Raw genomic sequence first — 26345 nt, 5'->3', positions numbered from 1 at the left:
TGGGGTTGGAGGTGCGTTCGCATGACGGCGATCGGCATGGGGCCCCGGCTGCGGCTTCCCGGGTTGCTGCCCCGCGAGGAAGGTCTGGAAACCTATCTGGTGCGTGCGGGCGGTGTCACCGCGGTGCGGCTGGACGGTGGCGATCGGCTGACCGTGATCGATCTGGCCGGTCGGCAACCCGCCGAGCTGACGGTGGTCGCGGCGGGTGGCGCGAACGGTTCAGCGATCGGGATATCCGCCGACGCCCCGGCAAGCACGCTGCGCCGGTTGGCCGCGGGTGCCCATCCTGGTGCCGGCGCCGAAACGATTCTCGCCGCGCTGGCCGCCGGCGGGGTGAACCCGGAACACGCCAGGGCCGTGCAGTTGTTCGGCGAGTACTCGCCGGCCGGCGCGCGCGAGACGTTCACCGCGAGCCAGCCGGCACAGATACTTGTCGCCGCGCCGGGCAGGGTAATGCGCGTCGACGAGCAGGCGGCGAACCCTCCGTCCGAACTACTGCTCGAAGTCCGTAGGGCGGTGACACGGCCGGCCGCGGAGCCGCACCTGCCGGAGCCGCTTGCCGATCCGGTGCTGGACCTACGCATTGACGCGGCGACCGCGCGGGACTATCAGGTCAAGGCTGGACAGTACATTCAGGTGATCGATATCGAGGGCCGGCAGTGCTCGGACTTTCTCGCGTTTGGCGCGCACCAGCTGGATTCCGGCATCGAGCGCGGCTTGGATTCGACTACCACGCGCTATTTCATGGGCAACGCCTATCCACAGCCTGGGCTGTTCGGCAAGTTCTACGACCAGGATGCGCAGCCCCTCGTAGAGATCGTCCGGGACACCGTGGGCCGGCACGATACGTTCGGGCTGGCCTGTAACGCCAAGTACTACGAGGACTTCGGTTATCCGGGGCACGTGAACTGCACGGACAACTTCAACGCTCGGTTGGCTCAGTACGGGATTGCCGCCAGGAAAGGCTGGCCGGCACTGAACCTGTTCTACAACACCGCTTTCGACGACGCGAACCTGTTGGTTTTCGACGAACCGTGGTCGCGCCCAGGGGACTACGTGCTGATGCGCGCGATGACCGATCTGGTCTGCGCTTCCTCGGCCTGCCCAGACGATATCGATCCGGCGAACGCATGGGTACCAACCGATGTGCATATCCGGGTATACGACGCGGAACGGAAGTTCTCCATGGCGATCTCGCACCGGGTGACCCCGGAATCCGAAGCGACGCTGACCAAGAAGACCGCCTTCGCGCCACGAACTTCCGCGCTTACCCGGCAGCAGACCGAGTATCGCGGTTACTGGCTGCCGACCAGTTTCGATGGGCACGGACCGCAGGCGGAGTACTGGGCCTGCCGGGAACGTGCCGCCGTGATGGATCTGTCGCCGCTGCGCAAGTTCGAGGTACTCGGCCCGGACGCGGAAGCGTTGTTGCAGCGCTGCGTCACCCGCAATATCCGGAAACTGTCCACCGGGCAGGTGGTGTACTCCGCGATGTGCAACGAAACCGGCGGGATGATCGACGACTGCACGGTGTTCCGGTTGGCGGATACCAACTTCCGGTTCGTCGGCGGCGATGAGTACGACGGCGTCTGGTTGCGCGAGCAGGCCGAGCGAGCCGGCTTGGACCGGGTGTGGGTGAAGCATTCCACCGATCAGCTGCACAACATCGCTGTACAGGGACCGGCAAGCCGGGAGCTGCTGCGGGAGCTTATCTGGACTCCGCCGACGCAGCCGGCCTTTATGGACCTCACCTGGTTCCGGTTCGCGATCGGTCGACTCGGCGACCACAACGGTATCCCGTTGCTCGTTTCCCGGACCGGATATTCCGGTGAGCTTGGCTACGAGCTGTGGGTGCACCCGAAGGATGGGCCGGCACTCTGGGATGCGGTGTGGGCGGCAGGTGAACCGCATGGCTTGCTGCCGCTCGGCCTGGATGCGCTGGATATGCTGCGGATCGAGTCCGGGCTGGTGTTCGCCGGGTATGACTTCTCGGATCAGACCGATCCGTTCGAGGCCGGTATCGGGTTCACCGTTCCACTGAAGTCCAAAGAGGATGACTTCGTTGGCAGGGAGGCGTTGCTTTCGCGGAAGGCGCATCCGCAGCGTAGTCTGGTCGGCCTCGAGCTTGCTGGTAACGAGCCGGCGCAGCACGGTGATTGCGTGCACGTGGGGCGTTCCCAGGTTGGGGTGGTCACCAGTGCGACTCGCTCACCGGTGCTGCGGAAGAACATCGCACTCTGCCGGATGGCCGTGCAGTATGCCGAACTGGGTACCGAGGTCGAGGTGGGCAAGCTGGACGGACACCAGAAGCGCATCCCGGCGCGGGTCGTCCGGTTCCCGTTCTACGACCCGGACAAACTCCGCCCCCGCAGTTAACCTGCTCCGGAGCCGCAATCTTTAGGGATCTTGCGGTGGGAGACCGCGTTCGAAGGCTGGTAGGTCGTCGTGCCAGGGGCCCTCGTAGTCGCTCGCGTGCGAGGTGAAGATCCGGGCAATGATCCGCACCCCGGTCGGGTTGTCCAACGTACCGGCGGCGATCCCGAGTGTCGGACGCTCAACCGCATCCCAGAACACACTCGCCCCGCAGCGGGCGCAGAAACCCCTACGCGGCGTTCCTTCCTCGGGGTACCAGCGCACCTCCCCGCTAATCGTCAGCGCATCCCGTGCTGCGGCGACCATCGGCGGGCTGGCCCCGTGCCAACGCCGGCATTCCACGCAGTGACAGACGATCGCGTCGCGCAGCGTACCGCCGGCTCGATACCGAATCGCCCCGCAAAGGCACTGCCCGGTAGCCATCCCGCCTCCCTGGTTACAGCACCGAGCCGAGCTGCCCGGCACGCTCGGTCATCGGCTCCACGATCGACCGCATTGCCTTGAGCGTGAACCGCGAGGACGGACCCTGCACGCCCACGATGGCGATCAACGTGCCAGCCGGGTCGAGCACCGGAACCGCGAGCCCGTTCAGCTCCGCCTCCCGCTCCCGCACCGCCTGCGCCCAACCACGGTTACGCACCTGGGTGATTTCCCGATCGAGCGCCGCCCGCTCGGTGATGGTCCGCTCGGTGTACCGCTGCAACTCGCCGTCCGGCAACCGCCCACCCCAGGCGAGAAAAACCTTCCCTACCGCGGTCGCGTGCGCGACGCTGTTCCGGCCGATCGAGGCAACGCTGCGTACCGAAACATCGCGCTGAGCGAAGTCGACGGTCAGCACATCGTGTTGCCCGGGCAGGGAAAGCGTGCTCGTCTCACCGCTGAGCTCGGTCAGTTCATCCAGGAACGGCCTGGCAAGTGCCCGCACATCCAGCTGCTCGCGCGCGGCGCTCGCCAGTTGCAACACCCGAATCCCCAGCCGGTACCGACCGGTGGACGGAATATGTTGCACCAAGCCGGAATCGGCGAGCGTGGCAAGCAGCCGGGAAACGGTACTCAGGTTCACCCCGGTGCGCCGGGCGATCTCATTCGTGCCCAGTTCGGTGGCGTCCGTACCGAGTGCGTCCAGCACGGCAACGGCCCGCTGTACCGCTTCAATCTGCCGAACGGCTGGCTTACCCGTACGCGGCATAGTAAAGTCACCTTCGCAGATGGATATACAATTGCCGACAGGGCAATTGTGATGACTAGATGGTCCCACGAGCCAACACCCCGCGCAAGAGGTGAGCCGTATGCCCGACCAACACACGAAATACCTCATCATTGGCGCCGGAATCCACGGCCTTTCCACGGCGTGGCAGCTCGCGAAGCAGCTACGCGCCAGCGGCCGGGGCAGCGGCGCGGACGTGCTCGTCGTAGACAAGACGGATATCGGCGCGGGCGCCTCCGGGGTGGCCTGCGGGGTCATCCGGAACAACTACTTCCAGCCCGCGATGCGGGAACTGATGGCGCATTCCGTTGACCTATGGGAATCCGATCCGGCAGCGTTCGCCTACCACCCGGTGGGTTACCTGCAGATCGCACCGGAAGCGATGCATGCCGATGTCGCACAGATTCACCGCGAACAGCATGCGATCGGCTACGAATCCGAGCTGATCGAAGGCGAGGCAGACTGCCGCCGGTACCTGGAAGCGATGTTCGCCGACTGGCAAGCACCCGGTATCTCGGTGGTATTGCACGAGAAGCGTGGCGGCTATGCGAACAACCTCGCGTCGTTGCGCGGCCTGGCGGACGAGGCGCGCGCCGAAGGCGTGACGATCCGCGCTGGCATCACCGTCACTGGAGTTGAGCTGGCCGGCGGTGCGGTGGCGGCAGTGGACACCAGCGCGGGGCGGATCGGCTGCGAACAGCTCGTCGTCGCGGCCGGGCCGTGGGTGCGCGATTTCTGGCGGATGCTCGAACTGCCAAGCAGTATCTCGGTGCGCACCCCGGATGGCACCGTCCACTCTGATGTGCCGATGTGGACATACTGGGCGCTGCAGGAAGGTACCCTGGAGGTGGATCCGCATGAGTTCACCGACAACCGGGGCGAACTGCCGCCGGTCGTGCATGTGGATTCGGCCGAGCCGCTTTACGATGATGTGGACGGCAGTCTGATCACCGATCAGATGTGGGGCATCTACTACAAGCCGGACTTCTCCTTCGGCGGGGTTCAGGGTGGCGCCGCGCCGCAACGACTGGAACGGGCGGCCGATGGTGTCGCGGTCGATCCGTACGGACCGGCCAGCCCGGAGTTCGCGGTTGGTGAGGATTTCGTCCGGATGTGGACTTCGGCACTCGCGCACTGCCATAAACGGTTCGAGGGCAAGCGCTCGGTTTACCGCCGGGAGCCCTCGGGCGGTATTGGCGCGTTCACCCCGGACAGCTTCCCGGTTTTCGATACGTTCCGGGAGAACGCGTACGTGATCGCCGACGCGAACCACGGTTACAAGATGCTTGGTGTCGGCGCACTGGTCGCCGAGGAACTACTCGGCCGGTCGAGTGCGTTGCTGGAACCGTTCCGGTTTGCCAGGTATGGTACGGGTGAGCTACATCCGACAAGTCATTCGCCGTTTCCTTGGAGCTGAGTTGGTGCCGGCGCCCTTCCGTGTCCTGTGTGTACAACATCAAGATGACTGCCCACCCGGCTATGTGGGTGAACGCCTTGAACAGCGTGGCGCTCGGGTCGAGGTGGTTCGGGCGCAGGATGAGCTGCCCGATCCGCGCGAGTTCCAACTGATCGTCCCGCTGGGTTCGGATGATTCCTCCTACGATGAGTCCGTGCCGTACCTGGCACGTGAGTTCGAGCTGCTGCGCACCGCGATCGTCGCCGACGTACCGGTTTTCGGCATCTGCTTCGGTGCGCAGTTGCTTTCCCGGGTTCTCGGCGGCCGGGTACATGTGAATCCAACCGGCCCGGAGATCGGCTGGCTGCCGGTACACACCAGCCAGCCGGAGTTGGTCGCGCCTGGCCCGTGGCTGGTGTGGCATCTGGACGTGATCGCCGGTGCCCCGCCGGGCGCGATGGAGATCGCCAACACGTCGGTTGGCACCCAGGCGTTCGTGCACGGTCGGCATATTGGCCTGCAGTTCCACCCTGAGGCCACAGTAGACAGTGCGACGATCTGGGCGGAGCACTACCGGAAGGAGCTTGCCGAGGCGGGCGTGGACTACGACGCGCTACTCGCGGAGACCAGGGAGTGTGCTCCCATTGCCCGCGAGCGCGCGCATGCGCTCACCGATCGGGTGCTCGAGCACACCAAGATCCTCAGCGGAGAAAGGTAGCCATCGAGTCGTCCAGTTCCTGCCACCACGGCGTGTGGTGCGCGGGGGCCTGGCTGCCGGTGCACGGCGAGGTGAAGCCGCGATCCCGGTAGCCGGTGATGCTCGCTTCCTTGTCGTGCTCCCATTTCTTGAAGTTCTCCCTGGTGAGATCCAGGTCGAACTCCGGGTAGTCCACGTCTTTGGCGAGGTCGGCGATATGGTCAGCCTGGAAGTCGATCTCTTCGAAGGCATCGGCGAGGCCGTCCAGCCTGGTCCGCCATGCGTCGATATCGGCGGCCATCTCCGCTCTCGGTGGCAGCGTGATCCGGCCTAGTACGTAGTCCCTTGCGTACCAGGCCTGCACGTCGAACAGCGTGAAGGTGTAGTACTGGTCCTGCATGCCGAGGTACATCATTTTCGGGTTGCCCAGCCAGAACACACCCTTGTACAGGTTCGGCGTGTACAGCACGTTCGCGGTGCGCAACCGCAGGCTTTCCTCGACGAAGTTCAGGCAGTGCTGGTAGCCGGTGCAGAGCAGGATCGCGTCCACCTCGCGCGAGCTGCCGTCCGCGAAATGCGCGGTGCTGCCAGTCAACTTGCGCAGTAGCGGCACTTCCTCGATCCCGTCTGGCCAGGAGAAACCCATTGGCGCCGAACGGTAGGTGATCGTCACGGTGTTCGCGCCGTACTTTTTGGACTGTAGCGCGATGTCCTCGGCCGAGTAGCTGCTGCCGACGATCAGCAGGTTCTTGCCGGCGAACTCCCGTGCGTCGCGGAAGTCGTGCGAGTGCAGGATCCGGCCGGGGAACTCGGCGAAGCCCTCGAAGGAAGGCACGTTCGGAGTGGAGAAGTGGCCGGTGCCGACGATGACGTAGTCGAACTCCTCGGTTCGGGTGCTCCCGTCGGCAAGCGTCTCCACGATCAGTTCGAACGTTTCTTTGGTTTCATCGTAAGAGATCCAGCGCACCGCGGTGGCGAACTGGATGTACTGGCGGATGTTGTTCTTCTTCGCCCGCCCGGTGATGTAGTCGTACAGCACTTCCCGTGGCGGGAAGGACGGGATCGCCTTGCCGAAGTGTTCGGCGAAGGTGTAGTCGGCGAATTCCAGGCACTCCTTCGGGCCGTTGGACCAGAGGTAGCGATACATGCTGCCGTGCACGGGATCGCCGTACTCGTCGAGTCCGGTGCGCCAGGTGTAGTTCCACAGGCCAGCCCAGTCGTGCTGCTTCTCGAAACACACCAGCTCGGGAATGTTCGCGCCCTGGTTGCGGGCTTCGACGAAGGAGTGCAGCTGCGCGAGACCACTCGGCCCGGCTCCGACGACAGCGACGCGTGATGCCATACCACTCTCCCGGGAGGGGCCGGTTGCTCAGCTGTGAGCTCGTTCACTCCTAGTGGATGTTATCCACACCGGTGAACCGTGTCCATAGCCCACCAAACCGCATTCTTTAAGGATCTTGCGGTTTGGTGGGGCGCGGCGAACCTAGGCGGTGTAGGCGATCGCGGCGAACTCGTGCTTGGCGACGCCGTCGCGGAACGCGGCGACCTCGGCTTCGGTGAACACCAGCTCGATCGCGCCGTCGTGCCGGCGGAACGTGTACATCCCATCCGCACGCCGGTCGATCACCAGGTATCGACCATCGCTCAGAAAAGCGTCGAACTCCTCAGCGGTGAACACCAACCGATGATCATCGGCCGCCCCAAACACGGTTTTGTCGTCCCGCAACTCGACCCAACCGTCCCGCCGGGCCACCTGAACACAGTTCTTATCGGGGTCACTGCGAGTTGCCTTGCGGAACTCGGCCTCGGTGAACGACAGCGGTGCGGTGTTCATTCCTGCGGGCTCCCTAAGGTTGGGCTTACTGTTTCCACTCGTCCAGCACCTTGGCCAAGAACTCGCGACTCTCATCGAACCGGAGCGCGGCGTTGGTGAGCCGAGCCCAGGCGGACTCATAGGCGGCAAGCGCCTTGCGGTCGTCGAGATATCGGATCTCACCTTCGGCTTCGGTGTAGACGAGTTCTAGCGGACCGGCCGCACCAGGCGAGGGCGCCTTGACCAGAGTGAACCGGTTCCCGACTGGCGAGCGGCGGCCAGGCTGCGTCCGGAACGGCAGCACCTGGATCATCACCTTCTTGCGATTGGAAAGCGTGATCAGGTGCTCGATCTGCGCCTGCATGACCCCTTCGTCGCCCCACATTCGGCGAAGGCATGACTCCGACAGCACGAAGTGCACACTCGGCGGATTGGACTTATCCAGGATCTCTTGACGCGCCAGCCTTGCGGCAACGCGATCATCGACTGTCACCCCTCCGTCGACTGGTGGCGCATCCTCATGAATGGCTCGCGCGTAAGGCTCTATTTGAAGTAGGCCGGGAACGACCTCGACCTCCGCCAAGCGGATCTGGTCTACGTGCTTCTCCAGATCGACCAACAGGCGCAAGTCTTCGCTGTAGGCGCGGTTGTGGCCCGTGGACCAGAACCCACGTTTGTGGTTGTCCCGGCGCAGCTCGCGCAACTCTTCCTGGTAACCCTCGTCGTCGAAGCCCAGGCGGCGCGCTAGCCGTTCGAGATCGCCGACGGTGATCGTGCCCGCCCCGCTGATCAACCCGGCGATCCGGCTCTGGCTGGTCTCGATGATCGCGGCTGCTTCCGCTTGTGAAACACCAGCCGAGTCGATCATGTGCGCGATCTCGCGACCGAGCAGCAGCTTACGAGCAGTGCGCATCGTGGCCATTGGCATTGGAGCCCTCTCCATGACGTGTTCGGTACCCCGCCACGAGAAAGCCGGCGCCTCCCTTCACCAGAAAGGGTATCGCGCGGCTCTAACCCGAATGGAGGGGTAGGCAAATAGTGATTATCGCGCTAGCTTGTATCTAATCTCGATTGATGCACAGTGATCTATGTTCAGAGATTCGATATTAGAGCTAATTGCGGAGGTAGCTATGACTGGATCGGCCAACCCGGCTGACACGTCGATGACCAGCAAAGACGTGGTCTGCACGGACGGATTCAACCGACCGAAGAAGGTCCGGACCTACCTGGGCGGAGACCGGATCGTGCTACTCGCACCGCCCGCCGAAGTCGCCCTGCTGACCCCCGAAGCCGCCCACGAACTGGCCTACAACCTGCATCGGCATGCCGACGAGCTCGAACGTCAGCGTCGGATCGTGCCGTTCGTCCGCCGTTAGTCCGTCCCCGTCCCCACCGAGGTGAGCAATGACCAGCGCAGCCGAGCGACTGTTCGTCACGTGGTTCCGCAGCGGGACGGACGGCCAGGACCACGCCGTCCCCGACGACCAGGCGAGTAGGGAGTTCCGGGCCGCACCCGACCCGGAAGCGGTGTGCGGCCACCTGGTCGCGCCGGTTTCGCTGACCTCGCCGCCCGGCCCGCGCTGCGAAACCTGCGCGCGGTACGTACGGGCGCGTAGCACGCTGCCGGATTTCGACCGGCGAATGGACGGACGTTCCTGTCGCCACCGCAAACCGTCGTTGCTGCGGCGACTGTTCGCCAAAGCTCCGCCCGCCACGCCCCCTACTGGATCCGTTGCCACTGCGGCAATCCCCCGAGCGGATCGAGCAGGGTCCAACCACGGCGGCCCCGCCGAGACCCCGACCTCCGGCGGGGTCGCCGTGCACCAGTCAAGGAAGGAACATGACTCGCGTCCCGCCGTCCAGTGACGAAGCTCCACACCTCGCGGCACTACGGCAGGCGGTCGACGCCGGATTCCACTTTAGACCGCTAGCGTTCCGGCCGGAGGACGGCGGCGTGCCGGCCGCGCTGCACGGCGAACGCTGGTCCAGCACCGGAGTCGTCGAAACCATCAGCATGCAGGCAATGACGGAAGCCATTGCCGCGCGCATCCGGATCGAGGACTACCCGCGCGGCGATCCACTCTGGCAGCTCGTGGGCACGGTCGCCGAAGTCATCGCCGAACTACTCGCACTGCCCGCACATGGATCCCCCGGTGCACCAACGCTCGCCCGCCGAGCATCCAGCTCGCTGTGGCTACCAGGCAACACCTGAGGTGCGCACCCAGCGCAGCCGAGCCAGCTGCGGCCGCCGAACCGCGTTCTTTAGGAATCTTGCGGTTTTGAGGCGCGGATCAGCGCGCTCATCGAAGTGCGGTGACAATCCGCTGCTACCGTGCACGAGTATGACCAGCGGACAATCGGCAGCTGATGCGCACTGGATGACCGTCGCGGTTGACCTGGCGCGGCAATGCCCGCCGAGCGCGACGGCATACTCGGTTGGCGCGGTCATCGTCGACGCGAACGGTCAGGAGATCGCCAGGGGTCACTCGCGGGAGACCGACCCGAAGGTGCACGCCGAAGAGTCCGCTCTGGCCAAGATCGACCCGACCGACCCGCGACTCAACACCGCGACGATCTACAGCACACTGGAGCCGTGCGCGCGGCGCGCGTCCAGGCCACGGCCCTGCGCGCAACTCATCAAGGACGCGGGCATCGGTAGGGTCGTACTCGCCTGGCGGGAGCCGAACCTGTTCGTCGCGAACGCCAACGGCGCGAAACTACTGGAAGACGCCGGGCTGACCGTCATCGAGCTACCCGAGTTCGCCGATCAGGCCATCGCGCCCAACGCGCACCTGCCGCTCGGCAACCGCTAGCCGCGGATCACTCGAGAAAGATCGCAAGCTGCCTGGACTGCGCCACAAGCACTCCGGTGGAATCCCAGATCTCGAAATCCTCCTCATGGTAGCCACCGGTCATATGCTGCGTACTTACCTTGCAGGCCAACCACCCGGGCGCCGGCCGCGCCCGCAGATGCGCCGTTAGCTCCACAGTGGACGATCCCGGCATACCGAGATCAAAGATCACCGGCGCCGCCGAATCCACAAGGGACGGTAGGCTGAGCGGATCGGCATCCCTGCCATCGGCGAAGCGCATCCAGAACGCGTCGGTCGACCTGCCGCTCGGATTACCACTCATCCACCCTGGCAAGCTCGGATAGCGGTACTCGATGCGGCCAGCCATCGTCGTCTCCGGGGCACGCGCCGCGTCCGGCTGGGCTGGACACTCCTCCGGCGGCGGTAGCTGCGGCATACTGCCCAGCTCCTTGCCATCAGGCCGCTCGGTCAGCTCACTGAAGGTGGACACCACCCGGATAACTTCCTTGCCGCCCTGCGCCAACCGCACCTCGCCGGTGGCCATCCGCCGGCCAGCCCGAACCAGCTCGGTGTTCAGCTCGGCTGACCCCGGCAAACCAGGGCGCAGGTAGAACGCGGAGACCGCCAGTGGATCGGGAAACGGCAGCCGCGCCTGCAGTGCCCGCAGGCAAACCCCGAGCAGGTAACCGCCGTTGGTCGCACCGGTCGGATTGCACCATCGCTCACTCAACCGGGCGCGATAGTGGTCCTCGCTCAGCTGCTCGACCTCGGTATCCGCGTCGAACTCGGAAGTCGTGGTGGTCATCCGGGCCTCCCAGGTCACGTGTCCTCCCACGATTACCCGCTAGCCGCGCGATGTCGATTGATCTGTAACTACCGCCACTGCCCGAAAAGTATCCTCGAGACGAAGAAGCCGAGCGGAACGGAGCACTCGAGGATGACCGAGCTGCGGTTGCCCAGGTTGGGTCAGGGCACCTGGCGGATGGGCGAACGCCGCGGACAGGCCGATGCGGAGGTCACGGCGCTGCGGCACGGCCTTGACCATGGGATCGGCCTGATCGACACCGCGGAGATGTACGGCAGTGGTGGCGCGGAGCGGATCGTTGGCCGCGCGATCGCCGGCCGGCGCGCGGAGGTATTCCTGGTCAGCAAGGTACTGCCGAACAACGCGGGACGGCGGGACACGATCGCGGCCTGCGAGCAGAGCCTGCGCCGGCTGGACACCGATTATCTTGACCTGTACCTGCTGCACTGGCGCGGCGATGTGCCACTGGCGGAAACCCTGGCTGCGTTCGAACAGCTGCGCGCTGAGGGCAAGATTCGCGAGTTCGGCGTGAGCAATTTCGACGTCGACGACATGTCCGAACTGTGGGCCGAATCGGGAGGTCAGCAGTCCGGGACCAACCAGGTGCTGTACAACCTGACGCGCAGGGGCGTCGAGCTGGACCTACTGCCCTGGTGCCGCGCCGAGGGGCTGCCCGTGATGGCCTACTCGCCGATCGAACAGGGCCGGCTACTCGGCGATCCCGCGCTGCGGCGGGTGGCCGAGCGGCACGGGGCCAGCGAGGCACAGGTCGCGCTCGCCTGGGTACTGCGCATGGACGGCGTGTGCGCCATCCCCAAGGCGGCCACGGCCGCGCATGTGGACGATAACCTCGCCGCGCTGGATATCACGCTGACCGAAGCGGACCTTGCCGAACTGGACGCGGCGTTTCCCGCACCCAGTCAGCCAATCCCCCTGCAGATCCTGTAAACCTAGCCAAACCGCGCCGGGCTCAGCTCCTCCGGTGCCACCGGGATATCCGCGGGCACCTCCTGGCCGGTCAGCACCGCATGACCGAGGCTCGCCAGCGCCGGCCCCATCTGGATGCCGTAACCGCCCTGACCGGCGAAGTAGGCGAACCCGGGAAACTCGGCGAGCTCGCCAACCACCGGCACCCCGTCCGGGGAAAACGTGCGCAGGCCACCCCACGAGGTGTAGACGGTGCGCAGCCGCAACCGGGTCGCGGCGTTGATGTCCTCGATCGCCCGCGCGATCCCCAACTCGTCGGCGCGCGCATCGCAAGGCTCGCACGGCTCGGCATCCGCGGGCGAGGCAAGCACGTTCGGCCCCTCGTGCTTGGCGTACCACCGATCGGCGGCGTCGGCCACCACCGCGTCGGTCTCTGGCCACCCCGAATCCGCGCCGGGCGGCGAGGTGAACAGCGTGCGCCGTTTCGGCACGAACCCGATCTCCGGCAACCCGGCGAGCGCGGAAATCCGGTCCGCCCACGCCCCCGCCGCGTTCACCACCAGCGCGCAGTCGAACTCCGCATCCCCGGCGCGCACCCGCCAACCCGTGCCGTTGCGGGCTAGCCCGTCTACCGGCGCTTCGGTCCGCACCTGCCCACCGCGTTCGCGGAAACCGCGTAGGTATGCCTGATGCACCGCGAGCACGTCAATCGTGTCGCTGTTCTCCTCGCATACCCCGTACCGCAACACATCCGGGTCCAGCACCGGAGCGAGCTCGAGCGCCGCGCGCGCGTCGAGGAGACGTAGTTCGTCCGTGCATTCGGCGAGCAGCCGACTGGCAGCGGCGTCGGACTCGTCGTCGGTCGCCGCCCACACGGCCGGTAACGGGCTCAACGGATCGGGCTGGTCGAACCGGGCGGCCAACTCGGTGAACCGGGCCCTGCTGGCCACCGTGAGTTTGCGAACCGGGGAAGGGCCATAGCTGGTCAGGTAAGTCGCCGCGGAGCGCCCAGTGGAATGGCTGGCCAACATCGGTTCCGCGTCGAGTACCACTACACCGCGATCGGCAGCGAGGTGATAACCAAGGGACACCCCGGCTATCCCGCCGCCGATCACCACGACATCACAAGTCTGCGCCATGCCCGGCAGCCTGCCAGCGAAGCCGACGCAACCAGAAACCGGCCACCACCAGCACCAGAAACAGTGCGCCGAGAATGGGCGCGCCCAACCGGTCGATCAAGGAAACCAGCCGGTACTGCACCTGCGCGGAGGCATCAACCAACCGGTCGTGGTAGCGCACCGCGCCGTCATAGAGCCGCAGCTCGAAGTAGCCGAAATGCGCGACGAACAGGCCAACCGGGATCACCAGCACGCCGCCGATTCGCCGCAGCACTCGCGCGAACCGGTCGCCGCAGAGCACCGCGAGCAGCGCGGCGCCCGCACCGGCGGTCAGGATCAGCAAGCCCAGCCCGAAAAGGTATGCGAGCAGGGCGAGCAGCCCGGTACCAATCGAGCCCGTGCCAAAGGTTCCGCCGGTGATCGCGAGCAGTGGGCCGATCGCGCTGCTCACCGAGGCGATCCCGTAGGCCACGCCGTAGCCACCGTAAAAGGCGAGCCGCCGCCAGCTCGGCGCCTCAGGGCGAAGCGGGCCAAGCCGCTTGGCGAAGGTCAACCACAGCGCCGTGAGCACGATCAGCCCGCCGATCGCCAGCGCCACATAGGGCAGCAAGTCGTGCTTGCCGGTGAAGAACGGGGCGGCAAACACCACGTAGCCGAGGAACGCGGCGAAGAAACCGCCGGCCACCACCAGGCTGGCGAGCAGCGTTCGTGGCAACACACTGCGTCGGTTCGATTGCACGCTGCGATCGGCGACCACCAGCGCCACGAAGCCGGGCAGCAGCACGTACGCGCACGGGTTGGCGGCCGCGAGCAGACCAGAAGTCAGCGCGTAACCAAGGGTGGCAGTGTTCATCGAGCGAAGCGTACGACTAGCCACCCACTGCCCGGATCAGCAGCCCGCGCCAGATGTGCCCAATAAGGACTAACCGCGCAATGCGGCGATCCGCCATGGCAGGCCAGCACAGTCGCGTACCTCGGCGTCCTGGTTGAGCACGACCCGCACCGGACTACCGGCGAACTCCGCTTCGTGCACGAGCGAACCGGCGATCTTGCTCGGCGTGTTCGAGGCGATCACCCTGCCAGCCTCGTTCGCCAGCACGGCCGGTTGCCCAACGGCCCCGATCGCGCGAAGCAGCAGTGCTTCGAAGGCGTCGGCGCGAATATCGGCCGCGGCAACCCCGAGGAACCGCGCATCGTGCGACACCGGGTGAGCCAGGGTGAGCATGTACTCGTCCGTGCCGGAATAGTCCACATACGGCCCGACCACCACCCGGTCGCCGGTATCGCGCGGCACCACGAACCAGGCAGCCGACTCGTAGTCGTAGAAACCAACGCTCGCCGGATCGTGGTCGACTTCAAGAAACTCCAGCTCGGTGCCGCCCTGCGCGTGCTGCCACCACTCGAGCCAATGCGGCTGGTCGGCGAGCACGTCGTCGGCGACGATCACACCGGTACCGGCAAGCAGGCGGGGATTGCCAGTCAACCGAGGGAAGATCGACGCGCGCAACTGGCTGAGGTCCGCGGCACGCAGCTGGTTCTGCTCCGCCACCGAACTCGCGTGCATCGCGGCGAATCTACCGGCCAACTCGGCCAACCAGGCGAATACCTCGTCCAGCGCCGTACCGACCTCGCGGGCAGCCGCGCTCATCTCTTCGGCTCGCACGTCGCTCACCATCGTCCCGCCTCTCGCCGGGTGGCCACGGTACCCGCGCGGTCGGTAACCATTGCAGAAGACAATCTCATGCGCGCGCAAGCCGCAGGTGAAAGTCAATCAACTGGTCGATCCCCCTGCCGATGTGTCGCTCGGTGGCGACCCGGGCTCGCTGGCCATCACCGAGGCGAACCGCGGCCAGGATCTCTCGGTGTTCGGCCACCGCATCGGGGTGCGGCACCGCCTCGCCGGACGGCATCCAGAGCAACTCACCGATCTCCGCCTGCAACGCGATCTCCTGGCGGGTCAGCCGGGAAGACTGCCCGGCCGCGGCGAGTTCGATGTGGAACCGGCCATCAGCACGCCGCCGATCACCTGGCTCGCCAGCCCCGGCAAGCTGGTCGACCAACGTGTCGAGGGTACGCAGATCCTCACTCGCGGCCCGCTCGGCCGCGAGCAACGCCGCGGTGCCCGCGATCGCCCGATGCTGATCCCCGATCTCGCGCAGTTCATGCACGGTCAACTCACGCAGTGTTCGACGCAACCGCTCGAGCGAGGCATCCGCGGGTGAGCGCGCGAAGCTCCCGCCGCCACGCCCCCGCCTGGTCTGCACCAGCCCATCGCTGCGCAACGCGGAAAGCGCCTCGCGCAGCGTCACCGTCGCCACGTTCAGTTGAGCGGCGAGTTCGGCCTCGCTCGGCAGCTGTTCGCCGTCGCCAAGCAAACCGAGCGCGATCGCTTCGCTCAGCCGCCGCGCGACCACCTCGGCCCGCCCGCCGTCGTCCAGTGGCGCGAAGGCAGCGTGCCGTGCCGCACCGGAAACGCCGTTGCCGTCCACTGCCACCTCCTTTTACGGCGCGCGATTACTGAGTTTGCGATACCGACTCCCCCAGCCCTCATCGAGGGGTTGCAATTTGACATCTGGTTTCATATGTTTATACCGGACTCAGTGACCTGAGTCACTAGTCGGTTCGGTACTTCCCGAACGCCGCACCGACCGCACTACCCAACGCGTTCCGCGGCCGACCAAGCCGCGCGAACGGAGACCACCGCAGCTCGACCGCATTTCGCGTGGAGTGCAGATGACTGATACCTCCCACCACCAGACCGACAGCCATACCGGCGCGAACGGCGACGGCAGCACCGAGGAGTTCGTGCAGCAATGGCGAAACGCCGCGTACAACTGCTTCTCCTCGGGGCACAAGTTCTGCCGCGAGGTCTGTCCGGTTATGCAGGTGACCCGCAATGAATCGTGGACGCCGACGGCATTCCACGCCAACGTCGTGGCGATGGAGAAGGGCGAGCTGGAGATCGCCGATATCGCCGAAGACTACGTGAACTGCACCGGTTGCGGCGCCTGTGAACTGCGCTGCCCGAACACCCTGTTCACCGGCGACTTCTACCGGTTCCGCACCCGAACCGTGGATATGGTCAAGGCGGTGCGGGCACTCGCCGTGGACAACGACGTGCACCAACCTGGCTGGCAGCGGTGGAACCTGCTCACCGACGAGCGCACGCACGAACCGGTGCTCGGGGACACCCCGGTCAGCCAGGAACACGTGCGGGACTGGTCTGCTGGTCTGGATATCCCGATCGGTGGCGAGACGATCATGTTCGTGGACTGCGAGGCCGCGTTCTACCGGACTTCGGTTCCCCGTGCGGTCGCGCAGATCCTGCAGCTCGCCGGCTATGAGTTCGGCTTGATGAACGAGCAGTGGTGTTGCGGTGGCCCCGCGGCGGAAATGGGTTACCTGGACCAATCCAAGCGATTCGCCAGGCACAACTTGGACGATTGGCGGGCAAACGGGGTCAAGTGGGTACTCGTACTCGATCCGCACGACTACATCACCTTCACCGAGGACTATCCGAAGTACTTCGGCGAGGAGTACCAGGATATCGAGATCGTGCTGGTGGTCGAACTGTTCGCGGAGCTGATCAGGGAAGGCAAGCTGACCCCGAGTATCCCGATCGAGCGGACCATCACCTACCACGACCCGTGCCGGCTGAACAAACGCAAGGGCGTATGGCGAGAACCGCGGGAAATCCTTTCGGCCATTCCCGGTCTCGTGTTCAACGACGTCGACCGGGTAACCCAATGGTCCTACTGCTCAGGTGGCGGTGGCGGGTTGCCGATCGAGAAACCAGAACTCACGGCGAAAATCAGTGAATCCCGAGTGGACAAAGCTGCCGAACTCGGCGTGGACACGCTCGTTTCCGCCTGCCCGTGGTCCGAGCGGCCACTGACCGAGGCCGGCGAGGCGCGCAGCATCGATGTGGTGGATATCCACGAAATACTCGCCGAATCACTCGGCATCGAGGTCGGAGGGAGGCGCGGGGAGTGACCGTCGCACCAGAACTAGCCGAACCAGTACTCGAGGAGCTGCGCCAGGTCCTCGGCTCCGAACACGTACTGACCAGCAAACCCGCCAGGTACAACCGGGCAAGGGTGCCCGCACCGTTTCCGGTACATCGCTGGGCGGAGCGGGTACCGGATCTCGTGGTACTGCCCGGTTCCACCGCCGAAGTGTCCGAAGTAGTCAGAATCGCGAACGCGAACCGGATACCCATCGTGCCCCGCGACGGGGGCACCGGTCTCACCGACGGCGCCGTGCCAGTGCGCCGCGGCATCGTGGTCGATGTCAAACGGATGAACCAGATCAAGGAGATCGACGAGGTCAACCGCACCTGCACGGTAGGCGCTGGGATCAGCATGCTCAAGCTCAACGAAGTGCTTGCGCGATATGGCCTGATCTACCCGGACGACCCCGCGTCCTATCCCTGCTCGCTTGTCGGCGGGCGGATCGGCACCAGTGGCTGGTCGCTGATCGGCAGCAGGTACGGGCATTCCCGAGATCTGGTGCTCAGCTTCGACTTCGTGCTGCCGACCGGCAGGGTTATCCATATTGGCGACGGGGCCGGCCGCAAACTGTCCAAGAGTTCCAGCGGTTACCAGCTCAAGCACCTGTTCATGGGACACCAGGGCACGCTTGGCATCGCCACGGAGGCGACGCTGAAGCTATTCCCCAAGCCGGAGGCGGAACTCTCCCCGTTCTTCGCCTTCGACAACTACGACGACGCCTACCGTTGTGTCGGCGAGCTCGCCAGGGCAGGAGTGGCCACCTTCGCCGGCGCGGTGCTCTTCGACGAGTGGAAGGTCAACTACCTGCGCCGCGACGACGAGGCGTATATCCCGCAGCCAACCGATGTCCGCGCGCTGGTCTGCGCGGTTGCCTACGGCTACGAGGACGAGGTGATCGCCGGTGGCAAGCGGTTCATGCGGATCGCGCGGGACAACGGCGCGCGATATCTCGGCGACGAGATCTCCGAGGGCGACTGGGCAGCCAGGCATGATCGCTACGCCACTCCGCTGCACGGCCGCACCAATGCCGGCCAGGTAGTGCCGATGAGCTGGCATTGCGAGGATGCCGCGATCAACTACAGCAACCTGCCGCAGGTCCGACTGGAATGGCACGAGATCATCCGCAAACTGCGGGAAAAGTTCGACATGTTTGACGACTGGGGAATGTTCACCTACACCAGCGCGAACACCGGCCTGGACTACCTCACCGAGATCGATGTCGGCATCTGGGAACAGGAGCTGGACGACGCGTCCTGGGCGGCCTGGGTGGACGCGAAGCGAGATATCGCCGAGGTAGCACTGCGCAACGGCGGTTCGATCAGCGCCTGTCACGGATCCTGTCGCGAAGGTGAAGTCGATCTGGTGCCGCAGGAACTTGGTGGCGGCTACGACGTGATGCTGGACGTCAAGCGCGCGATCGATCCGAACAACATTATGAACCCAGGAAAGTACGGGCTGGACCGCGCGTACGAATCAGCCGAGGGGTGATGGCGATGAGCGCCTACCGCTACACCGAACAGAGCGAGCCGCCAGCGGCAAAGCAGGTCACCGACGTCGCGATCGAACGATTCGAGCATGTCTTCGAGGTGGACCCGAAGCTGATGACCGCGCATGTGGCTCAACAGGTCTTCCCGAACTGGGACACACTGCGCATTGTCGCAAGTAGACACGATCACCTGGACTGGATGCATCGGCACTGGGCGGACAAGGTGATCTCCGGGCAACAGCTGCTCGACGAGCTGACGGAGTAGACCATGGGAACCAGGATCACGCATGTCCAGCAGTTCCGCTGAGCAATCGTCCACTGCGGACACCATGGACGCCGATACGGCGCGACTCAAGGAACTCGGGTACACATCGGAGTTCCGCAGGGATATGAGCTTGTGGGCGAACTTCTCACTCGGCTTCACCTATCTGTCCCCGGTTGTCGGCATCTATACCTTGTTCGCCTTCGCGCTGGCTACCGCTGGGCCACCGATGATCTGGAGCCTGCTGATCGTCGGGCTGGGTCAGTTGCTGGTCGCGCTGGTGTTCGGTGAGATCGTCTCGCAGTACCCGCTGGCCGGTGGCGTATACCCATGGGCGCGCCGGCTATGGGGCAGACGCTGGGCGTGGCTCACCGGCTGGGTGTACATGATCGCGCTGCTGGTCACGGTGGCCAGTGTGGCCTATGGCGCGGGCCCGTACGTGGCGATGCTGCTCGGTCTGCAACCGGGTACCAACACCACGATCCTGTGCGCGCTGGCGATTCTGGTGCTGGCCACGGCGGTGAACATGGGCGGCACCCGGGCGCTCGGGCTTGCCGCGATCATCGGGTTCAGCACCGAGATCCTTGGCGCGCTCGCCGTTGGCGGCTGGCTGCTGTTCGCCGAACGGCAGCACGGTATCGGGGTACTCTTCGACAGCTTCGGCGCCGCGAGCGGCGATTCCTACCTTGCCGCGTTCCTCGCCGCCGGGCTGATCGGCATCTTCCAGTACTACGGTTTCGAGGCCTGCGGGGATGTGGCCGAGGAGGTGCCGAACCCGGCCAAGCGGATCCCCAAGTCGATGCGGATGACCATCTATGTCGGCGGATTCGCCGCGACCTTCGTCTGCCTGGCACTGATCCTTTCGGTTCCGGACTTCGGCGCGGTGATCTCCGGCGCTGATCCTGATCCGGTGACCACGGTACTGAACACCGCCTTCGGCACGGTCGGTTCGAAGATCGTACTGCTCGTGGTGCTGGTGTCGTTCCTTTCCTGTGCGCTCGCGCTGCAGGCCGCGGCGAGCCGGCTGATCTACTCCTACGCCAGGGATCGGATGCTGCCGGCCAGCCAACTGTTCGCCAGGTTCTCCGCGCGGCTGCATATCCCGCCATACGCGCTACTGGTCGCCGCCGTGGTGCCGGCGCTGGTGGTGCTCGCCTCCCGGATCTCGGTGGATGCCACCGAGCGGATCATCTCGTTCGCGGTGCTCGGCATCTACCTCGGTTTCCAGATGGTCGTACTCGCCGCGCTGCGTGCGCGGCTGCGCGGCTGGGTCCCTCGCGGGCAGTTCACGCTCGGACGTTGGGGACTGCTCGTCAACGTGCTCGCGCTTGGCTACGGCGTGGCCGCGATCGTCAACATGGTCTGGCCGCGCAGCCCGGAAGCGCCCTGGTACGACAACTACCTCACGCTGCTCGCCGGGGTGCTTGTCGTCGGCTCCGGCGTGGTACTGCTGGTGACCACCCGACCGTACGGGCGCAGCGATGCCCCCGCCGGGGACGCCATTCCAGAAACACCAGAAAGGACGGTTGATAGCAGATGAGCCCGCGTACCCTGCGCAACTTCATCAACGGCGAACACACCGACGCGGCGGATGGCCGCAGCGCCGAGGTGATCAACCCGGCCACCGGGACGGCGTTCGCCGAGGCGCCGGTTTCCGGTCCGGAGGACGTGCGCCGGGCCACGAGCGCGGCGCGCACCGCGTTCGAAAGCTGGCGAGAAACCACTCCTGCGGAACGGCAGCTCGCGCTCAACCGGATCGCGGATGCCTTCGAACAGCGGGCCGACGAGCTGCTCGGCACCGAGATCGAGAACACCGGCAAGCCAAAAGCCCTGACATATTCAGAAGAGCTGCCGATGATCCTCGATCATCTCCGCTTCTTCGCCGGCGCGGCACGTTGCCTGGAAGGCCGTGCGAGCGGGGAGTACATGTCCGGGTTGACCTCATGGATTCGCCGCGAGCCGGTCGGTGTCTGCGCGCAGGTGACGCCGTGGAACTACCCGATCATGATGGCGATCTGGAAGTTCGCGCCTGCGCTTGCCGCGGGCAACACCGTGGTTCTCAAACCGTCGGACACCACACCGGCGTCCACACTGCTGATGGCCGAGATCATGGCGGAGTTCCTGCCGCCCGGCGTGTTCAATGTGATCTGCGGCGATCGCGAATCCGGTCGTGCACTGGTGGCCAGCCGCGAGCCGGATATGGTCTCGATTACCGGCAGCGTGCGGGCAGGCAAGGAAGTTGCCGCCGCCGCGGTGGACGACCTCAAACGCGTGCATCTGGAACTCGGCGGTAAGGCGCCCGTGGTGGTCTTCGACGACGCGGACCTGGAAGCAGCAGCCACCGCCATCGCCGAAGCTGGCTACTTCAACGCCGGCCAGGACTGCACCGCGGCGACCAGGGTGCTCGCCGGGCCTGGCGTGCACGACGACTTCCTCGCCGCGCTCACCGAGCAGGCGCGCAACATCACCACCGGTACCACCGATGACGATGCCTATGGACCGGTGAACAACGCCGACCAGCTGGCCAGGGTTTCCGGGTTCGTGGATCAGTTGCCGGCGCATGCCTCGGTGCACACCGGTGGCGGGAGGGTCGGCGACCAGGGCTACTTCTATGCCCCCACCGTCGTTTCCGGGTTGCGCCAGGAGGATGACGCGGTGCAGCAGGAGATCTTCGGCCCGGTGATCACGGTGCAGCGGTTCAGCGATGAGGACGAGGCGCTTCGCTGGGCGAACGGGGTGGAGTACGGCCTGGCGTCTTCGGTGTGGACGAAGGACCACGGCAGGGCGATGCGCATGTCCCGCAGGCTCGACTTCGGCTGCGTCTGGATCAATACGCATATCCCGCTGGTGGCCGAGATGCCGCACGGCGGGTTCAAGCATTCCGGGTACGGCAAGGACCTTTCCATGTACGGCCTCGAGGAGTACACCCGCGTCAAGCACGTTATGTCTAGTTTGGATAGTTAAGAATCAGCGTCGAGAGGTTCAACGATGAAACTCAGCTACGTAATGCTGCCGGAATACCCTGCACAGGAAACTATCGAGTCGATCAAGCTGGCGGATCAGCTCGGCTACTACGCCGCCTACGCGGCTGACGAGACCTGGCACAAGGATCTGTGGCTGCTGTTCGCCGCCGCCGCGGACAAGACGAGCAATATCCGCTTTGGACCGAACCTGTCCCCGATCACCTTGCGCGAACCGACCCTGATCTGCCAGGCCGCGGCGACTCTCGACGAGCTCAGCGGCGGGCGCGCCGAAGCGGTGATCTCCAGCGGTAACTTCGGCCTGCTCGCCCAGTACGGGATCAACTGGGCGAAGACGAAGCCGCTGTCCAGGGTGAAGGAAGCACACCAGGTGATGCGAACCTTCCTTGACGAAGGCGCGATCACCTTCGATGGCGAGTTCTACAACTACAGCGGGCTGTTCACCTTCGCCAGGCCGGTGCAGGAACGGCTGCCGCTGAAGCTGGGCGCGATGCGCGGGCCGAAGTCCTTCCAGGTGGCCGGCGAGATCTCGGACGGCGTACACCACGCGCTGAGCTACACCCGGCAGGCGTACGAGTACATGGTCGACAACGTGAAGATCGGCGCGCAGCGGGCCGGCAGGGACTGGCAGTCGCTGGACCTCGGCGCCTGGGTGGTGTTCGCGACCGGCGAGGACGGCGCGGCCGCCAAACAGGCCGCGCGGGCGATGGTCGGCCTGTACGCCTCCTCGATGCCCGCCGAACAGCTGGAGCGCAACGGGGTGGACCCGGCGGAGCTGACCGAGATCATCGCCGCGGTCGGTGCCGGCGACCTGCCGAAGGCCTACGAGCTGACCCCGCCGGAGCTGGCGGAGAAGCTGTCCATCGCGGGTACGCCCGAGGAATGCGCGGCGAAGATCAACAGTGAGATCTCGCCTACCGGGGTGAACCACCTGATCCTCGCGATCACCGACGCCGCCCTGGTGAAGGCCTTCTCCGGGATGGACCTACCCGGCGTGCTCAGCCTTTCCGAACAGCTGCAGCTGGTGCACGACAAGATCAAGCCAGCCCTCGGCTAGCTCGCCACGCGCCCCTCAACCGCATTCTCCACGGATCTTGCGGTTGGGGGCGACCCAAGCATGACCTCCTCACGACATCGCTTGCAAGTGTTTCATGAAAGTTTCTGAAACTCTTGCACAGAACCTCGGCCCTCGCTACGGTGCTGAAACATTCGCGATCCCTCGACGAGGAGAGACATGACGCGCGCCAGTTTCATCCCTGGCCTGATCGCCGCTTCCGCGCTAGTCATCGCCGGCTGCGGAACGGAGGTGACCCAACAGCAGGACCCGAACCTGGCGAGTACCAACCCCGATGCCGTTACCGGCACGGTGACCTTCTGGGATACCTCGGACGCGACGATCGAGGCACCCGCCGTCAAGGAAGTGGTCAACCGGTTCGAACGCGAGTATCCGAACATCACGGTGAACTACACCAGCGTGCCGTTCGACGGCGCGGCGGACAAGTTCCGCACCGCGGCGCAGTCCGGGGACGGTGCCCCCGATGTGTTCCGCACCGATGTCGGGTGGACGGCCACCTTCGCGGCACTCGGCTACCTGCAGCCGCTGGACGGTACTCCCGCGCTCGCGGACCAGGACGACCTGCTGCCCACCACACTCGCTTCGGCCAAGTGGAACGGCAAGACCTACGGATCACCGCAAGTCACCGACTCACTTGCGCTGGTGTACAACAAGAAACTCCTCGCCGAGGCCGGCATCGACGAGCCCCCGCGCACCTGGTCGGAGCTACGCGGCTCGGCACAAACCATCGAACGCGAGATTCCCGGCACGACCGGGTTCTTCGCGCATGCCGATGGCTACTACCTGCTGCCCTTCCTCTACGGGCAGGGCAGCGATGTGGTCGATGTGGACGGCGAGCGCATCACCATCGACAGCCCGCAGATGCGCGCCGCCATCGATACCGCGCGGGAACTCACCAAGGACGGCACGGGGGCGACCGACACCAGCGCCAACGGCTACACCAACATGCAAAACGGCTTCAAGAGCGGCGAGATCGCGATGGCGCTCAACGGGCCGTGGGCCATCACGGATATCTTCACCGGCAGCGCCTTCCAGAACCAGGACAACCTGGGCATCGCGGAGGTTCCGGCCGGCCCCTCGACCGGAGCTGGCCCGATCGGCGGGCACAACCTCACGGTCTACGCGGGCTCGGCCAACCTGGCTGCCGCATACCTGTTCGTCGAATTTCTCAACTCGCCGGAAAACCAGGCATATATCGCTTCCCGCAACAACACCATGCCGACAAGGGAATCCGCGTATGACCACGAGCTCATCGCGGACAACCAGGTACTCGACGCCTTCCGCGCGCCGCTGGACAACGCGCTGGCCCGACCGTCGGTGCCCGGCGCGGGAGACCTCTACGACCTGATTACCCCGTACTACCAGAAAATACTCCGCGATCCAGCATCGACCGACGACAGCCTGGCCCAGGTGCAGCGCAAGTCGCTCGACTACGTCCCAGGGTTCGAGGGCTGACCATGACGATGACGACTTCCCGACCGGACCGTGCCGCCAGCCGTAAACCCGGCTGGCTCCGGCAAAGCTTCGACAAACACTGGTACGCCTGGGTGATGTGCACACCGGTGCTGCTAGTACTCGCCGTGCTGGTGCTCTATCCACTTGGTCACGGCATCTTCACCTCGCTCACCGACGCGAACGAGTTCAACACCGGTCGCACCATTGGCACCAACGAGATCCCCGCCACCTACGAGTTCGTGGGTCTGGCCAACTACATCGAGATACTCAGCGGCGCGGACGGCTCCTTCTATCCCCGCCTGCTGTGGACGTTGACCTGGACCGTCGTCTGTGTAGCGCTGCACTTCGGCATCGGGCTTGGCCTTGCCATGCTGCTGAACCGCGCGATGCGCCTGCGCACGCTCTATCGCCTGCTGCTGATCCTGCCGTGGGCGGTGCCGCCGTTCGTCGCGGCGTTCAGCTGGCGGCTGATCCTGAACACCGATGGCGGCGTACTCAATGTGCTGCTCGAAGGCATCGGACTATCCAGTGTGGACTGGCTGGGCGATCCGATCGCCGCGCGGATCTCGGTGATCCTGGTAAATGTCTGGCTGGGCATCCCGTTCATGATGATCGCGCTACTCGGCGGCCTACAGTCGCTACCGCGCGAACCCTATGAGGCCGCCGAAATGGACGGGGCCAACGCCTGGCAGCGGTTCCGCGCCGTCACGCTGCCCGGTCTGCGTCCGGTGTCCGGCACGGTGCTCCTGATCGGCACAATCTGGACCTTCAACCAGTTCCCGGTGATCGCCCTGCTGACCAACGGCGGGCCAGGTGGCGCCACGGACATTCTGGTGACCGAGGCGTATCACCAGGCATTCCAAGGAATCCGGAACTACGCGGGGGCCGCGGCCTACGGCGCGATCATCCTTTCCATGCTCGTGGTGTTCGCCTCCTACTACAAACGCTGGCTCAACCGGAACACGAGCGAGGTTTCCTGACATGAGCGCCGCACCAGTACGCGAAGCGCGGCCGACCGCCGACACGCGATCGGTGACCGAACCACCCAAGCGCCCCGCCCGCGCACCGCGCAAACGAGACGAGCGCGGCCGGCTCGCCTCCGTCGCGCTGCATGCCACCCTCTGCGTAGCCAGCGCCATCGCGGTGTTTCCGGTCGCCTGGATCCTGCTCACCTCACTGAAGACCGACCGGGACAGCTGGCTACGGCCCGGCGAACTCGGCACGCTCGGCATCGACAACTACATCCAGACACTCGGCGAAACCCAGTTTCTCACCTGGTTCACCAACTCGGTGATCATCGCGGGCGGCACCACGGTGGTCGCCGTGCTGATCGCGGCGACCGCGGGGTACGCGGTGTCCAGGATGCGTTTTCCCGGGCACCGGCCACTGATGTGGCTGTTCCTTGTCGTACAGATGTTCCCGTTCGCGGTGCTGATCGTTCCGCTGTACAACGTGATGTCCGAGCTCGGGCTGTTGAACTCCTACATTGGACTGATCCTGACCAACTGCACGGTAGCCGTGCCGTTCAGCGCCTGGATGCTGAAGGGCTATTTCGACAGCATCCCGATGGATATCGACGAGTCCGGCCGGATCGACGGGCTGAGCCCGTTCGGCATCTTCTGGCGACTGATCGTGCCGCTGGCCAAGCCGGGCATCGCGGTCACCGTGTTCTACTCGTTCATCACCGCATGGGGCGAGGTCGCCTTCGCCAAGGTGTTCCTGCAAAGCGAAAGCATGTACTCGCTACCGGTGGGGATGAGCACGTTCGTCAGTGACTGGTCGTCCGAATGGGGACTGCTCACCGCCAGCTCGGTGCTGGTGACCATCCCGGCCGCCGCGGTGTTCTTCCTGGTACAGCGCAATCTCGTGGCCGGGTTGACCGCGGGCGGCGTCAAGGGTTGACGGCTGCGTGATATCGAAAGATCCG

General features: G+C 65.3%; 27 protein-coding genes. 17 read left to right on the top strand and 10 right to left on the bottom strand.

What is annotated here, in order from left to right; translation table 11 throughout:
* Window positions 1–21 precede the first annotated feature (21 nt).
* The gene (locus EV191_RS26945) at window positions 22–2376 is read left to right on the top strand and encodes a trimethylamine N-oxide demethylase (RefSeq protein ID WP_165913118.1); all 2355 of its coding nucleotides are present in this window, start codon (window positions 22–24) and stop codon (window positions 2374–2376) included.
* A gap of 21 nt (window positions 2377–2397) precedes the next feature.
* Here the strand turns inward: EV191_RS26945 and EV191_RS26940 are convergent, their stop codons facing one another.
* Window positions 2398–2796: a GFA family protein gene (locus EV191_RS26940; protein ID WP_132880530.1), complete on the bottom strand. Its 399-nt coding sequence runs from the start codon at window positions 2794–2796 to the stop codon at window positions 2398–2400.
* A 13-nt stretch (window positions 2797–2809) separates the two neighbouring features.
* Window positions 2810–3562: an IclR family transcriptional regulator gene (locus EV191_RS26935; RefSeq protein ID WP_165913117.1), complete on the bottom strand. Its 753-nt coding sequence runs from the start codon at window positions 3560–3562 to the stop codon at window positions 2810–2812.
* A 100-nt stretch (window positions 3563–3662) separates the two neighbouring features.
* Between EV191_RS26935 and EV191_RS26930 the strand changes: the two genes are divergently transcribed.
* Together EV191_RS26930 and EV191_RS26925 are read left to right on the top strand one after the other, a co-directional pair.
* Window positions 3663–4997 (top strand): NAD(P)/FAD-dependent oxidoreductase, encoded by a 1335-nt coding sequence (locus tag EV191_RS26930; protein ID WP_132880527.1) that lies wholly within the window; start codon window positions 3663–3665, stop codon window positions 4995–4997.
* A gap of 64 nt (window positions 4998–5061) precedes the next feature.
* Window positions 5062–5694 carry a type 1 glutamine amidotransferase gene (locus EV191_RS26925; protein WP_165913116.1) on the top strand — a complete coding sequence of 211 codons (633 nt, stop codon included), beginning with the start codon at window positions 5062–5064 and terminating at the stop codon, window positions 5692–5694.
* On the opposite strand, the gene EV191_RS26920 is transcribed toward EV191_RS26925, so the two are convergent.
* From EV191_RS26920 to EV191_RS26910, 3 genes are all read right to left on the bottom strand, one after another.
* Complete coding sequence (locus tag EV191_RS26920; RefSeq protein WP_132880524.1) at window positions 5678–7015, bottom strand: NAD(P)-binding domain-containing protein; 1338 nt, start codon at window positions 7013–7015, stop codon at window positions 5678–5680. The two genes, EV191_RS26925 and EV191_RS26920, sit on opposite strands and share 17 nt — an antisense overlap.
* Before the next feature lie 141 nt (window positions 7016–7156).
* Window positions 7157–7507, bottom strand: coding sequence for a DUF397 domain-containing protein (locus tag EV191_RS26915; protein ID WP_132880523.1), 351 nt, complete (start codon window positions 7505–7507; stop codon window positions 7157–7159).
* Between the two features lie 25 nt (window positions 7508–7532).
* A complete protein-coding gene (locus EV191_RS26910; RefSeq protein ID WP_243659261.1) occupies window positions 7533–8414 on the bottom strand; it encodes a helix-turn-helix domain-containing protein in 882 nt (293 codons plus the stop codon).
* A 202-nt stretch (window positions 8415–8616) separates the two neighbouring features.
* Between EV191_RS26910 and EV191_RS26905 the strand changes: the two genes are divergently transcribed.
* The 4 genes from EV191_RS26905 to EV191_RS26890 all read left to right on the top strand — a co-directional run bounded on the left by EV191_RS26905 (window position 8617) and on the right by EV191_RS26890 (window position 10299).
* A complete protein-coding gene (locus EV191_RS26905) occupies window positions 8617–8862 on the top strand; it encodes a hypothetical protein (protein WP_132880521.1) in 246 nt (81 codons plus the stop codon).
* 28 nt (window positions 8863–8890) lie between these two features.
* Complete coding sequence (locus EV191_RS26900) at window positions 8891–9352, top strand: hypothetical protein (RefSeq protein ID WP_132880519.1); 462 nt, start codon at window positions 8891–8893, stop codon at window positions 9350–9352.
* Window positions 9327–9698 (top strand): hypothetical protein, encoded by a 372-nt coding sequence (locus EV191_RS26895; protein WP_132880518.1) that lies wholly within the window; start codon window positions 9327–9329, stop codon window positions 9696–9698. The genes EV191_RS26900 and EV191_RS26895 overlap by 26 nt, the downstream gene beginning before the upstream one ends.
* 130 nt (window positions 9699–9828) lie before the next feature.
* Window positions 9829–10299: a deaminase gene (locus tag EV191_RS26890; protein WP_207894749.1), complete on the top strand. Its 471-nt coding sequence runs from the start codon at window positions 9829–9831 to the stop codon at window positions 10297–10299.
* 7 nt (window positions 10300–10306) lie between these two features.
* Here the strand turns inward: EV191_RS26890 and EV191_RS26885 are convergent, their stop codons facing one another.
* Complete coding sequence (locus EV191_RS26885; protein ID WP_132880515.1) at window positions 10307–11104, bottom strand: thioesterase family protein; 798 nt, start codon at window positions 11102–11104, stop codon at window positions 10307–10309.
* A gap of 132 nt (window positions 11105–11236) precedes the next feature.
* On the opposite strand from EV191_RS26885, the gene EV191_RS26880 reads away from it, so the two are divergent.
* Window positions 11237–12052, top strand: a complete 816-nt coding sequence (locus tag EV191_RS26880) for an aldo/keto reductase (protein ID WP_132880513.1) — start codon at window positions 11237–11239, stop codon at window positions 12050–12052.
* Window positions 12053–12054: 2 nt separating this feature from the next.
* Here the strand turns inward: EV191_RS26880 and EV191_RS26875 are convergent, their stop codons facing one another.
* The 4 genes from EV191_RS26875 to EV191_RS26860 form a co-directional block, all read right to left on the bottom strand.
* Window positions 12055–13170 carry an NAD(P)/FAD-dependent oxidoreductase gene (locus EV191_RS26875; protein WP_132880511.1) on the bottom strand — a complete coding sequence of 372 codons (1116 nt, stop codon included), beginning with the start codon at window positions 13168–13170 and terminating at the stop codon, window positions 12055–12057.
* Window positions 13154–14002, bottom strand: a complete 849-nt coding sequence (locus tag EV191_RS26870; protein WP_132880510.1) for a cytochrome c biogenesis CcdA family protein — start codon at window positions 14000–14002, stop codon at window positions 13154–13156. The genes EV191_RS26875 and EV191_RS26870 overlap by 17 nt, the downstream gene beginning before the upstream one ends.
* A 69-nt stretch (window positions 14003–14071) precedes the next feature.
* On the bottom strand, window positions 14072–14821 hold the full coding sequence (locus EV191_RS26865; RefSeq protein ID WP_165913115.1) for a cache domain-containing protein: 750 nt from the start codon (window positions 14819–14821) through the stop codon (window positions 14072–14074).
* A gap of 67 nt (window positions 14822–14888) precedes the next feature.
* Window positions 14889–15638, bottom strand: a complete 750-nt coding sequence (locus tag EV191_RS26860; protein WP_132880507.1) for a FadR/GntR family transcriptional regulator — start codon at window positions 15636–15638, stop codon at window positions 14889–14891.
* Window positions 15639–15882: 244 nt separating this feature from the next.
* Between EV191_RS26860 and EV191_RS26855 the strand changes: the two genes are divergently transcribed.
* The 9 genes from EV191_RS26855 (at window position 15883) to EV191_RS26815 (ending at window position 26320) form a co-directional block, all read left to right on the top strand.
* The gene (locus EV191_RS26855) at window positions 15883–17142 is read left to right on the top strand and encodes a (Fe-S)-binding protein (protein ID WP_132880505.1); all 1260 of its coding nucleotides are present in this window, start codon (window positions 15883–15885) and stop codon (window positions 17140–17142) included.
* A complete protein-coding gene (locus EV191_RS26850; protein ID WP_132880503.1) occupies window positions 17139–18647 on the top strand; it encodes an FAD-binding oxidoreductase in 1509 nt (502 codons plus the stop codon). Before EV191_RS26855 ends, EV191_RS26850 begins: the two co-directional genes overlap by 4 nt.
* Window positions 18648–18652: 5 nt before the next feature.
* Window positions 18653–18910: a hypothetical protein gene (locus EV191_RS26845; RefSeq protein WP_207894747.1), complete on the top strand. Its 258-nt coding sequence runs from the start codon at window positions 18653–18655 to the stop codon at window positions 18908–18910.
* Between the two features lie 22 nt (window positions 18911–18932).
* Entirely contained in the window at window positions 18933–20447 is a 1515-nt protein-coding gene (locus EV191_RS26840; protein ID WP_132880500.1) for an APC family permease, read from the top strand.
* On the top strand, window positions 20444–21871 hold the full coding sequence (locus EV191_RS26835; protein WP_132880499.1) for a gamma-aminobutyraldehyde dehydrogenase: 1428 nt from the start codon (window positions 20444–20446) through the stop codon (window positions 21869–21871). Before EV191_RS26840 ends, EV191_RS26835 begins: the two co-directional genes overlap by 4 nt.
* A gap of 24 nt (window positions 21872–21895) precedes the next feature.
* Window positions 21896–22945, top strand: coding sequence for an LLM class flavin-dependent oxidoreductase (locus EV191_RS26830; protein WP_132880497.1), 1050 nt, complete (start codon window positions 21896–21898; stop codon window positions 22943–22945).
* A 177-nt stretch (window positions 22946–23122) separates the two neighbouring features.
* The gene (locus tag EV191_RS26825) at window positions 23123–24418 is read left to right on the top strand and encodes an extracellular solute-binding protein (RefSeq protein WP_132880496.1); all 1296 of its coding nucleotides are present in this window, start codon (window positions 23123–23125) and stop codon (window positions 24416–24418) included.
* A gap of 2 nt (window positions 24419–24420) precedes the next feature.
* The gene (locus tag EV191_RS26820) at window positions 24421–25398 is read left to right on the top strand and encodes a carbohydrate ABC transporter permease (RefSeq protein WP_243659260.1); all 978 of its coding nucleotides are present in this window, start codon (window positions 24421–24423) and stop codon (window positions 25396–25398) included.
* Window position 25399: 1 nt separating this feature from the next.
* Window positions 25400–26320 carry a sugar ABC transporter permease gene (locus EV191_RS26815; RefSeq protein ID WP_132880494.1) on the top strand — a complete coding sequence of 307 codons (921 nt, stop codon included), beginning with the start codon at window positions 25400–25402 and terminating at the stop codon, window positions 26318–26320.
* The last annotated feature ends 25 nt before the right edge of the window (window positions 26321–26345 follow it).

This window comes from Tamaricihabitans halophyticus (genome assembly GCF_004340875.1).
GTDB classification, from domain to species: Bacteria; Actinomycetota; Actinomycetes; order Mycobacteriales; family Pseudonocardiaceae; genus Tamaricihabitans; species Tamaricihabitans halophyticus.
Note: the sequence above shows the minus strand (reverse complement) of the source record. Positions and strands in the feature narration are given on the sequence as shown.

Bases quoted from the DNA above. Each gene is read 5' to 3' on its own strand.
- EV191_RS26815 (WP_132880494.1), top strand. From the start codon at position 25,400: ATGAGCGCCGCACCAGTACGCGAAGCGCGGCCGACCGCCGACACGCGA.
- EV191_RS26880 (WP_132880513.1), top strand. From the start codon at position 11,237: ATGACCGAGCTGCGGTTGCCCAGGTTGGGTCAGGGCACCTGGCGGATG.
- EV191_RS26835 (WP_132880499.1), top strand. From the start codon at position 20,444: ATGAGCCCGCGTACCCTGCGCAACTTCATCAACGGCGAACACACCGAC.
- EV191_RS26870 (WP_132880510.1), bottom strand. From the start codon at position 14,002: ATGAACACTGCCACCCTTGGTTACGCGCTGACTTCTGGTCTGCTCGCG.
- EV191_RS26885 (WP_132880515.1), bottom strand. From the start codon at position 11,104: ATGACCACCACGACTTCCGAGTTCGACGCGGATACCGAGGTCGAGCAG.
- EV191_RS26935 (WP_165913117.1), bottom strand. From the start codon at position 3,562: ATGCCGCGTACGGGTAAGCCAGCCGTTCGGCAGATTGAAGCGGTACAG.
- EV191_RS26820 (WP_243659260.1), top strand. From the start codon at position 24,421: ATGACGATGACGACTTCCCGACCGGACCGTGCCGCCAGCCGTAAACCC.
- EV191_RS26930 (WP_132880527.1), top strand. From the start codon at position 3,663: ATGCCCGACCAACACACGAAATACCTCATCATTGGCGCCGGAATCCAC.
- EV191_RS26855 (WP_132880505.1), top strand. From the start codon at position 15,883: ATGACTGATACCTCCCACCACCAGACCGACAGCCATACCGGCGCGAAC.
- EV191_RS26825 (WP_132880496.1), top strand. From the start codon at position 23,123: ATGACGCGCGCCAGTTTCATCCCTGGCCTGATCGCCGCTTCCGCGCTA.
- EV191_RS26945 (WP_165913118.1), top strand. From the start codon at position 22: ATGACGGCGATCGGCATGGGGCCCCGGCTGCGGCTTCCCGGGTTGCTG.
- EV191_RS26890 (WP_207894749.1), top strand. From the start codon at position 9,829: ATGACCAGCGGACAATCGGCAGCTGATGCGCACTGGATGACCGTCGCG.
- EV191_RS26940 (WP_132880530.1), bottom strand. From the start codon at position 2,796: ATGGCTACCGGGCAGTGCCTTTGCGGGGCGATTCGGTATCGAGCCGGC.
- EV191_RS26910 (WP_243659261.1), bottom strand. From the start codon at position 8,414: ATGCCAATGGCCACGATGCGCACTGCTCGTAAGCTGCTGCTCGGTCGC.
- EV191_RS26915 (WP_132880523.1), bottom strand. From the start codon at position 7,507: ATGAACACCGCACCGCTGTCGTTCACCGAGGCCGAGTTCCGCAAGGCA.
- EV191_RS26905 (WP_132880521.1), top strand. From the start codon at position 8,617: ATGACTGGATCGGCCAACCCGGCTGACACGTCGATGACCAGCAAAGAC.
- EV191_RS26830 (WP_132880497.1), top strand. From the start codon at position 21,896: ATGAAACTCAGCTACGTAATGCTGCCGGAATACCCTGCACAGGAAACT.
- EV191_RS26895 (WP_132880518.1), top strand. From the start codon at position 9,327: ATGACTCGCGTCCCGCCGTCCAGTGACGAAGCTCCACACCTCGCGGCA.
- EV191_RS26920 (WP_132880524.1), bottom strand. From the start codon at position 7,015: ATGGCATCACGCGTCGCTGTCGTCGGAGCCGGGCCGAGTGGTCTCGCG.
- EV191_RS26900 (WP_132880519.1), top strand. From the start codon at position 8,891: ATGACCAGCGCAGCCGAGCGACTGTTCGTCACGTGGTTCCGCAGCGGG.
- EV191_RS26845 (WP_207894747.1), top strand. From the start codon at position 18,653: ATGAGCGCCTACCGCTACACCGAACAGAGCGAGCCGCCAGCGGCAAAG.
- EV191_RS26875 (WP_132880511.1), bottom strand. From the start codon at position 13,170: ATGGCGCAGACTTGTGATGTCGTGGTGATCGGCGGCGGGATAGCCGGG.
- EV191_RS26840 (WP_132880500.1), top strand. From the start codon at position 18,933: ATGTCCAGCAGTTCCGCTGAGCAATCGTCCACTGCGGACACCATGGAC.